Source organism: Streptomyces sp. NPDC058469, assembly GCF_042721125.1.
Lineage (GTDB): Bacteria > Actinomycetota > Actinomycetes > Streptomycetales > Streptomycetaceae > Streptomyces.
Window position 1 is genome coordinate 1 of sequence record NZ_JBHXME010000266.1, and the last position, 8,809, is coordinate 8,809.

At 72.6% G+C, this 8,809-nt stretch carries 7 protein-coding genes and 1 pseudogene; 5 read left to right on the forward strand and 3 right to left on the reverse strand.

All coding sequences use genetic code 11. The features are described 5' to 3' along the window. Positions 1-104: 104 nt before the first annotated feature. Positions 105-881, reverse strand: a complete 777-nt coding sequence (locus ACFWP5_RS50500) for a peptidoglycan recognition protein (RefSeq protein ID WP_384173552.1) — start codon at positions 879-881, stop codon at positions 105-107. Between the two features lie 260 nt (positions 882-1,141). Here ACFWP5_RS50500 and ACFWP5_RS50505 point away from each other — a divergent pair, with 260 nt between their 5' ends. Then, positions 1,142-2,326 carry a MarP family serine protease gene (locus tag ACFWP5_RS50505; protein ID WP_384173555.1) on the forward strand — a complete coding sequence of 395 codons (1,185 nt, stop codon included), beginning with the start codon at positions 1,142-1,144 and terminating at the stop codon, positions 2,324-2,326. A gap of 18 nt (positions 2,327-2,344) precedes the next feature. Here the strand turns inward: ACFWP5_RS50505 and ACFWP5_RS50510 are convergent, their stop codons facing one another. Continuing rightward, complete coding sequence (locus tag ACFWP5_RS50510) at positions 2,345-2,833, reverse strand: GNAT family N-acetyltransferase (RefSeq protein WP_384173558.1); 489 nt, start codon at positions 2,831-2,833, stop codon at positions 2,345-2,347. Between the two features lie 73 nt (positions 2,834-2,906). On the opposite strand from ACFWP5_RS50510, the gene ACFWP5_RS50515 reads away from it, so the two are divergent. The 3 genes and pseudogenes from ACFWP5_RS50515 (at position 2,907) to ACFWP5_RS50525 (ending at position 5,814) form a co-directional block, all read left to right on the forward strand. Continuing rightward, complete coding sequence (locus tag ACFWP5_RS50515; protein WP_384173561.1) at positions 2,907-3,803, forward strand: TIGR01777 family oxidoreductase; 897 nt, start codon at positions 2,907-2,909, stop codon at positions 3,801-3,803. A 283-nt stretch (positions 3,804-4,086) separates the two neighbouring features. Next, positions 4,087-4,380 (forward strand): annotated as a pseudogene (locus tag ACFWP5_RS50520) (FAD-dependent oxidoreductase); the annotation flags it as partial. An 81-nt stretch (positions 4,381-4,461) separates the two neighbouring features. Beyond that, entirely contained in the window at positions 4,462-5,814 is a 1,353-nt protein-coding gene (locus ACFWP5_RS50525) for an FAD-dependent oxidoreductase (RefSeq protein WP_384173570.1), read from the forward strand. Positions 5,815-5,919: 105 nt separating this feature from the next. Here ACFWP5_RS50525 and ACFWP5_RS50530 read toward each other — a convergent pair whose 3' ends face one another. Beyond that, positions 5,920-7,356 carry a regulator gene (locus tag ACFWP5_RS50530; protein ID WP_384173564.1) on the reverse strand — a complete coding sequence of 479 codons (1,437 nt, stop codon included), beginning with the start codon at positions 7,354-7,356 and terminating at the stop codon, positions 5,920-5,922. Between the two features lie 284 nt (positions 7,357-7,640). Here ACFWP5_RS50530 and lipB point away from each other — a divergent pair, with 284 nt between their 5' ends. Continuing rightward, positions 7,641-8,492 carry a lipoyl(octanoyl) transferase LipB gene (lipB, locus tag ACFWP5_RS50535; RefSeq protein ID WP_384173567.1) on the forward strand — a complete coding sequence of 284 codons (852 nt, stop codon included), beginning with the start codon at positions 7,641-7,643 and terminating at the stop codon, positions 8,490-8,492. The last annotated feature ends 317 nt before the right edge of the window (positions 8,493-8,809 follow it).

Genomic DNA, 8,809 nt, shown 5'->3' on the forward strand with positions numbered 1-8,809 from the left:
GGAACTGCGCGACCAGCCACAACGGACCCGCACCCGACATCCGACCCAGCGGGGTCCGGGGCGCAGCCCCCGGGGATGGGACGGGTAGGGGCGGCGGGGGCGATTCAACGCCCCTGCAACCGCGCCGCCACCTCACGAACCTCCGGAAGCCGCGCCGACAACGCCGCCCCCGGGCAACTCGTCATGTAGCCGTCCTTGTGACCCGCCAGGGCGGGGAGCGTCGCGGTCGTACCGGAGGCGTACCGGCTGAGGCTGTTGCTGGAGACCAGGTGCGCCCTGGCACGCGGATCGACGTCCGCAAGGCCCAGTTTCCAGGCGGCGAGCGCCGCGATCGCGTCCGTCATCGCCCGCGGCACCGCCATCCCCGCCGTGAACGTACCGATCGCGGCGATCCCCGCCGTGCGGTGGTTGAAGCCCTGGGTGTGGGCCCCCGTGACGGCCCGGTCGACACCCCCCGCCCGGCCCTCGTAGATCGTGCCGCAGTGGTCGACGAGGAAGTTGTAGCCGATGTCGTCCCAGTCACGGACGCCGGTCTGGCCCGCGTACAGGTAGCGGATGATGCGGGGCGCGTCCGCGCAGTCGTACCCGTTCGGCGAGTCGGTGTGGTGGACGAAGACGGCGACGACCTTGTCGTCGTAGCGCGGGGGCGGCTGCGCGTGCCGGGAGAGGGCGTCCAGCCAGGCCGAGCGCGGGACGATGCGCGGCTTGGCTGCGGCGTGCCGGGCGGCGACGGGCCGGGCCGCGACCGGTGGGCGTACGGCGGCCGTGGCCTTGCGTCCGATGCCGTTCGCGCACAGGGCCAGCACCAGGACGGCGGCGAGGCCGGGCAGGCAGGCCAGCACGACGAGTGCCGAGCGAGGGGTCCGCCGTATGCGGGGCATCCACCGTATGCGGGGTATTCGCACGCGCAGCCGTCGTCTTCGTGCACCCGGCGTTCTTCTCAGGACACGCATGGTCACACTCTCGGCCGGATTCGCCCCGCCCGCGATGTGTGCTGTGCCACCCGGTGGAACCATCGTCCTGGTCCGGCACGTTTCTGCGGGTACACGCACGCGTGGTCGGTTGCCGGGGACCACGCGCGCGTAACTGATCAGTGGGCCCGTTCCTCGCGTACTAAGGGTTCCGAGAGAAAGGCGGCTCCGTGGACCTGCTCGACCTGCTGTTGTTGCTGGTGATCCTCGCCTACGCGGCGTCGGGGTACCGGCGCGGCCTCGTCGCCGGATGTGTGTCGCTCGCCGGGTTCGTGGGCGGCGCGGTCGTCGGCGTGTGGGTGCTGCCCTGGATGATGGACCTGGTGACTCCGGGGACGACGGCGGCCACGGTGACCGCCGTGCTCACCGTGCTGACCCCGGCGGTGGTCGGGCACGAACTGGCGGGGCGGCTCGCGCTCAAGCTGCGCAAGGAGCTGGACCAGGGGCCGCTGCGGGTGGCCGACGGGATCGGCGGGGCCGCGGCGAACTCGGTGGCGGTGATGATCGTCGCGTGGGTGGCCGCGAGTGTGCTGGGCGCGTCCTCGTCCGCGACGGTCACGACGGCGATCCAGGACTCGACGCTGCTGGGCAGCGTGCAGAAGCTCATGCCGGAGACGACACCGACGTGGTTCTCGCGGGCGACCTCCGCGCTCACCGAGGCGGGCTTCCCGCAGGTCTTCAACCCGTTCGAGAACGAGTCGACGGCCGAGGTCGCCAAGCCCACCGGCGACAGCGTCACGGCCGCCGCGACGAACGCCGCCAAGCTGAGCACGGTCAAGATCGAGGGCTCCTCGGGCACCCAGGGCCGCGAGGGCAGCGGCTTCGTGTACGCCGCGCGGCACGTGATGACCAACGCACACGTGGTGGCCGGCATCGACAACCCGACCGTCCGTATCGGCGGGGTCGGGCGGTCGTACCAGGCACGGGTGGTCCTCTTCGACCCGCAGAAGGACGTCGCCGTGCTGTACGTGCCGGGGCTGTCCGCGCCCGTGCTGCGCTTCGACGACAGCGCGGCGCGCGGCGACTCGGCCGTGGTCGCGGGCTATCCGCAGGACGGCGACCTGAACCTCCAGGCCGCGACCGTCGCCAACCGCGTGAACGCGACGGGCCAGAACATCTACAACAACGGAACGGTCACCCGCGAGATCTACTCGATCCGCTCCACGGTCCGCCCCGGCAACTCCGGCGGCCCCCTCCTGACGACCGGCGGCAAGGTCTACGGCGTCGTCTTCGCCCGCTCCACCTCGGACAACGAGACGGGGTACGTGCTGACGGCCGACGAGGTCTCCGGTGACGCGCAACGGGCGGCCGCGGCCACCGCCCAGGTGGACACGGGCGACCTGGTCACGTCGTAGATCACAGAAGATCCCGGGTCAGATCGGGCGCCCCATGAAGACGTCGTCGACGTACTTCCCGTCGAGCAGGAACTCCTCGGGCAGTACGCCCTCGACGGCGAACCCCTCGGCCTCGTAGAGCTGCCGCGCCGGTGCGTTGTGCCCGAGCACGCGCAACGTGAGCCGGCGTGCGCCCCGGCGCCGGGCCTCCTCGACGGCCGCCCGGATCAGCGCCCGGCCGACCCCCTTGCCCCGCGCCTCGTCGGCGACGGCGAGCCCCTGGATCTGCCGGACGTGCGCGTTGCAGGCCAGCTCGGTGGGAAAGCCCAGCCGGACGTAGCCGACGATCCGGCGGTCGAGCTCGGCGACCAGATGATCATCGGGCGCGTGCCGAGCGTCGAAGAAGGAGCTGTACGGCGGCTGCGGCAGGGGCATCACCGCGTGCAGGTGGGACCAGGTGGCGCGGTCCAGTGCGCCCAGTTCCTCGTCGTCGTCGGGCAGGGCGATGCGTATGTTCGGCTCGGGCATGTGGGCCACAGTACGACGGGGGCGCGGCGGGCCTCATGGGAGTTTTATGGATCAACGAGGCAGGATGGACGCCATGGAACGCTCGCGAATCGCGGTGACCGGCGCCTCCGGTCTCATCGGCAGCGCACTGGTGCGGTCCCTGACCGCGGACGGGCACGAGGTGGTGCGGCTGGTGCGGCGCGGTGCCCGGGGCGCGGACGAGGTGTGCTGGGACCCCGAGGGGCAGTACGTGGACGCGGCCGGGCTCGACGGGTGCGACGCCGTGGTCAATCTGGCCGGCGCCGGGGTCGGCGACCACCGCTGGACGGACGCCTACAAGAAGACGGTCCGGGACAGCCGCGTGCTCGGCACGGCGGCGCTCGCGGAGGCCGTCGCCGCCCTGGACCGGCCGCCGCGGGTCTGGGTGAACGGCAGCGCGATCGGCTTCTACGGCGAGACGGGCGACCGTGCCGTGGACGAGGAGGCGCCGCCCGGGGACGGCTTCCTGCCCTCGCTGTGCGTGGAGTGGGAGGAGGCGACGGCGCCCGTGCAGGAGGCGGGCGTACGGACGGTGTTCGCGCGGACCGGGCTGGTCGTGGCGCGTGAGGGCGGGGCGTGGGCCAAGCTGTTCCCCCTCTACAAGGCGGGTCTCGGCGGGCGGTTCGGCAACGGGCGGCAGTACTGGTCGTTCGTCGCGCTGCACGACGAGGTGGCCGCGATCCGGCATCTCATCGACACCGACGGGCTGTCCGGGCCGTTCAACCTGACCGCGCCCAACCCTCTGACGAACCGTGAGATCTCCGCGGCCATGGGGCGCGTGCTGCACCGGCCGTCCCTCTTCACCGTGCCGGCACCCGCGCTGAAGCTGGTGCTCGGCGAGATGTCGGGGGATGTGCTGGGGAGTCAACGGGTGCTGCCGAAGCGGCTGTTGGAGTCGGGGTTCACGTTCGCGTTCCCGGAGATCGAGGGGGCGATCCGGGCGGCGCTGTGAACGTCCGGGGCCTGAAGGATCGCGCGGCGTCGTGAAGGGTGGGCGGAGGACGGGCGCGCGGCGATGAGCGTTCGACACCCGATGATGACGCACGGCGACCGTATGCGACCGCCGTGCGACCGTGCCCTGCGTATGCGCGACTCCCCTTGACCGATCACGGCCCTAATCTCGACCCGAACTCGGGTATCCCTGGAGGCTGTTGGGGGCATGACGACTCCACCGGCCGCGCAACCTCTAGGAGGGGCACGTGCTTGAGCCCGCGTACCAGGCGGACGTCGTCGTCGTGGGAGCCGGGGTCGCCGGACTCGCCGCGGCGCATCAGCTGATCAGCGCAGGAGTAACGACCGCAGTCCTGGAGGCCGCCCCTTACGTGGGGGGCCGTATGTCGACCGAGAAGGTCGACGGGTTCCGGCTCGACCGGATCGGACAGTTCCTGTCCACCTCGTACCCCGAACTGCGCCTCACCCCGGGCCTCGACGCCCTGGTGCTGCGCCCCTTCGCGCCGGGGGTCCTCCTCCACAGCGACGGCCGCCACCACCACGCGGGCACCCCGGCGCCCGGAGGGAGCGCGTGGGGCGCACTCCACGCGGTACGCGCCCTGGCGAGCGCCCCCAGGCCGGGGGCGGTACGGAGGGGCGGCTCCCTGCGGGGCGGACCGGTGACGAGGGAGCGGGCCGGCTTCTCGTGGGGCGGGCCAGTGGCAAGGGGACGCGGGGGCGCCTCCTGGGCCGCGGCGGCGCCCGGGGGCGGAGTGGCGAGCACCGGAGGCGGGGCAGACGCTTCAGGACGCGGGGCGACACTCAGGGACCGGACGAAAGCCTCCGGGGACGGTGCCACGCCCCGGGACCGGACAACGGCCTCCAGGGACAGGACCACGCCCGGGAACCGCACGGGAACCGCCGGAGGTGGTCCCGTTCCCAGGGATCGGACCGCGTCCTGGGGCGGCCTGACGGGCGCGTTCAGGGACCGGCCGGGCTCCTCCTGGGGCGGGCCGCCCCCCAGGGACCGCGCGGCGGACACCTCGGGACCCTCGACCGTGCCCAGGTCCCGGTCCGGTGCCCCGCTCGGCGGCCCCGTCGACCAGGCCCGGCTCGGCGCCGCGCTGACCCGCCTCGCGGGCACGCCCGTCGAACGCCTCCTCTCCCGGCCGGAGTTGGCCGCCGGACAGGCACTCACGGCGCGCGGGGTACCCGCGCGAACCATCGACGGATTCCTACGACCCCTGCTCGCCGCGCTGCTGTGCGACCCGGAGCTGACGACCTCCAGCCGGTGCGCCGACCTCGCGCTGCGTGCCTTCGCGGGCGGGCGGCTGTGTCTGCCGGAGGGCGGCGCGGAGATGCTGCCCGAGGTGCTCGCCGCGGCGCTGCCGCCGGGCACCGTGCACACCGGCGTACGCGTGACGACCGTATCGACGACGTCGGTGACCACCGCCGAGCACGGCGAGATCCGCTGCCGGGCGGTGCTGGTCGCGACGGACGCGCGCGCGGCGGCCGAACTCCTGCCCGGGCTGCGCGTACCGGACTTCCACCCGGTGACGGTGGTCCACCACACGACCGACGACCCGCCCGCGACCGGAGCCGCCCTGCTCCTGGACTCCGACCGCGGCGGCCCGGTCGCGCACACGGCGATCGTCAGCCAGGTCGACCCGAGCCGCGCACCGGCCGGCCGCGCGCTCGTCTCCTCAACCGTCCTGGGCCCTCCCCCGCCTGACGTCGAGACCGCCGTACGCATGCACCTGTCGCGCCTCTACGGCACCTCGACCACCCGGTGGGAGACCCTCGCCGTGCACCACACCGCCGCGGCCGTGCCCGTCATGCGGCCACCGCACGATCTACGGCGCCCCGTACGGCTGTTGGCCGGCCTGTACGTGTGCGGCGACCACCGGGACACGAGCACGGTCCAGGGAGCCCTGCACTCGGGGCACCGCGCGTCGACCGCGATCCTGACGGACCTGGGCGCGGCGGGTTCAATGCACATGGCCGACCCCCTGCCGACAACGCAGGCCGCGTGAAGTGCCCCTGAAGGGGCGCGGGGCTGCATTTGATATGCGGCTCCGCCGCGTGGGCGCGACCAGCCACGACGGAGTTGCACAGTCCCACTCACAGCCACCCTCGCCTCACCCAAACGCGGCGACCTTGTCGCGATACCCCCGCACCGGCGCCGCGTCCTTGTACGGCTCAAGCCTCCGCTCGAAGTCCCGCACATACTCGATCGCCCGCACCGACCGCATCTCGACGGCCTGCCCCGCCGCCTCCGCCCCCAACGCACAGGCCTGGTCGAGTTCGCCGAGACCGAGCCGGGCGGAGGCAAGAACAACCCGGCAGAACAGCCGACTTCGGGCAAACGCAGGCGCCCGCAACTGCAACGACCGCTCCGCATGCTGCGCGGCCGCCCGGAACTGCTGCAGGTCCCGGTGCGCGTGCCCGAACTCGTCGGCGAGCTGCGCCTCGTCGAAGAACCGTGCCCAGTACGGCACTTCGTCCCCGGCGCGCGCCGTTTCGAGGGCGCGCTCGGCCCGCACGAGCGCGGAGGTGCACGCCCGCACCTCCCCGAGCACCCCGTGCGCCCGGGCCTCCACGGAGTGCAGCAGCGCCTGCACGACGGGCGGCGCGCTGGTCCCCACCCCCTGCTGCGCCACCCGCGACAGCTGTACGGCCTCCCTTCCGTGCCCGAGATAGACGGCCTGCCGGCTCATGGTCATGAGCACGTACGAGCCGTAGGCCCGGTCCCCGGCCGCCTGCGAGAGCCGCAGCGCCTGCACGAAGTACCGCTGGGCGAGCCCGTGCGCGGCGATGTCGTACGACGTCCAGCCCGCGAGCCGGGTGAGGTCGGCCGCCGCCGCGAACAGACGCCGGCCGGTCTGCTCGCCGTAGGTGCCGCGCAGCATCGGCTCGGTCTCGTGCTCCAGGTAGCGCACGAGGGCTTGGCGGGCATGGCCGCCGCCGTAGGCGTTGTCGAGGGTGCGGAAGAGTTCGCCGACCGAGCGGAGCGCGGAGATGTCGCCGCCGGTGACCTTCTGGCCGGGGCCGCGCTCGGCCTGGCCGCGCTGGCGGGGTACGGCGGGGCGGCCCTGCGGGGGCACCCGGTTCGCGGGTTCGGCGCGGCCGACCCGGTCGTCGGCGCGGCCGATCAGCCAGTCCCGGCTGGGCACCACGAGCCCGGCCGGGGTGAAGGCGATCTTGCGCAGTTCGGCGTGGCTGCCGGAGTCCTTGCGCCACAGCCCGCTGACGATGTCGACGGCCTCCTCGGGGGTCGCGGCGAATTCGAGCCCGGCGTACACCGGCGCACAGGCGTCGAGCCCGAGGTCCTGGGCGGTGAGCCGGCGGCCGAGCCGCCGGGTGAAGACCTCGGCGATGAGGGCGGGCGTGGTTCCTCTGGGCTGCTGTCCGCGCAGCCACCGGGTGACGGATGTCTTGTCGTATCTGAGATCGAGTCCGTGCTCCAGACCGAGCTGGTCCACGCGACGGGCGAGACCTGCGTTGGAGAACCCCGCTTCTGCGATGAGCGCGGCGAGCTGACGGTTGGGAGTGCGCTGCGCGGGTCGTTCCGTCATCTGCGGTGCGGTCTCCTGCCTTTCGGGCCCCAACAGAGGCCGATGCGGCCACTGCCTGCCCGGATTGCCTGTGAGCAGCCCTTTTGGCCTCGTGAACGGCGCGAATGTAGCGGAGCGTAAGCATCCCGTCGCACATTCCGACGTGCATTCATCCGATCGTGTGAGGATTGGTCGCAGAGCTGACGGTCCCGACCGCCCGGTGGGCTGTCAGCGGTCGGTCGTACAGTGGCGTAGGCATGTTTCGTGCCTTACGACTCATAGGTGCTGCTGAGGAGGCGCTTGCCGTGGGTGAGTTGCGGTTCGTCCGGATGGGCTTCGGCGCGGACGCCGTCGAGTACCAGGAGGCGTGGGACGAGCAGCGCCGGGTGCACGCGGCCCGCTTCGCGGACGAGGTCCCCGACACCGTGCTGCTCCTGGAACACCCGCCGGTCTACACGGCGGGGCGCCGCACCCAGGACAACGAGCGCCCACTCGACGGCACCCCGGTCATCGACGTCGACCGCGGCGGCAAGATCACCTGGCACGGCCCGGGCCAGCTGGTCGGCTACCCGATCCAGAAGCTGCCCCGCCCGGTGGACGTCGTCGCGCACGTACGACGCCTGGAAGAGGCGCTGATCCGCATGTGCGCGGAGTTCGGCGTGGAGACCAGCCGCGTCGAGGGCCGCAGCGGGGTGTGGGTGCTCGGCGACCCGGTCGAGCAGCGCCCGAAGCTCGGCGGACTCTCCCTGGACTTCGATCCCCGGCTGCACGACGAGGAGTTCGACCCTCGCATGAACGGCCCGGAGTACGCCCCGTCGAACGCCGGCCAGCGCCGCGAGGACCGCAAGATCGCCGCGATCGGCATCCGCGTCGCCAAGGGCGTCACGATGCACGGCTTCGCGCTGAACGTGAACCCGGACAACCGCTGGTTCGACCGGATCATCCCGTGCGGCATCCGCGACGCGGGGGTGGCCTCGCTGGCCGCCGAGTTGGGCCGGGACGTGACGATCACCGAGGTGCTGCCGGTGGTGGAACGGCACCTGAAGGACGTGCTGGAGCACGCCGACCTGAAGCCGCGGGAGACCGAGAAGCGGGAGACCGAGGAAACCCCGGCAACTGTCAGCCCGTCCGGCGTTGCGATGAGGGCGGGGGCGTAGGTCAGCTGTCCGGCCTTCCGATGAGCGCGGAGGCGTACGTCAGCCGTCCAGGCCTTCCGACGAGCGCGGAAGCGCACGTCAGCCGTCCAGGCGTCCCGATGAGCGCGGAAGCGCACGTCAGCCGTCCAGGCGTCCCGATGAGCGCGGAAGCGTACATCAGCCGTCCAGGCGTCCCGACGAGCGCGGAAGCGCACGTCAGCCGTCCAGGCGTCCCGACGAGCGCGGAAGCGCACGTCAGCCGTCCAGGCGTTCCGACGAGCGCGCGGGCATAAATCAACCTGTCCGGCGTTCCCTTGAAGGTGGGGCCGGCATAAGTC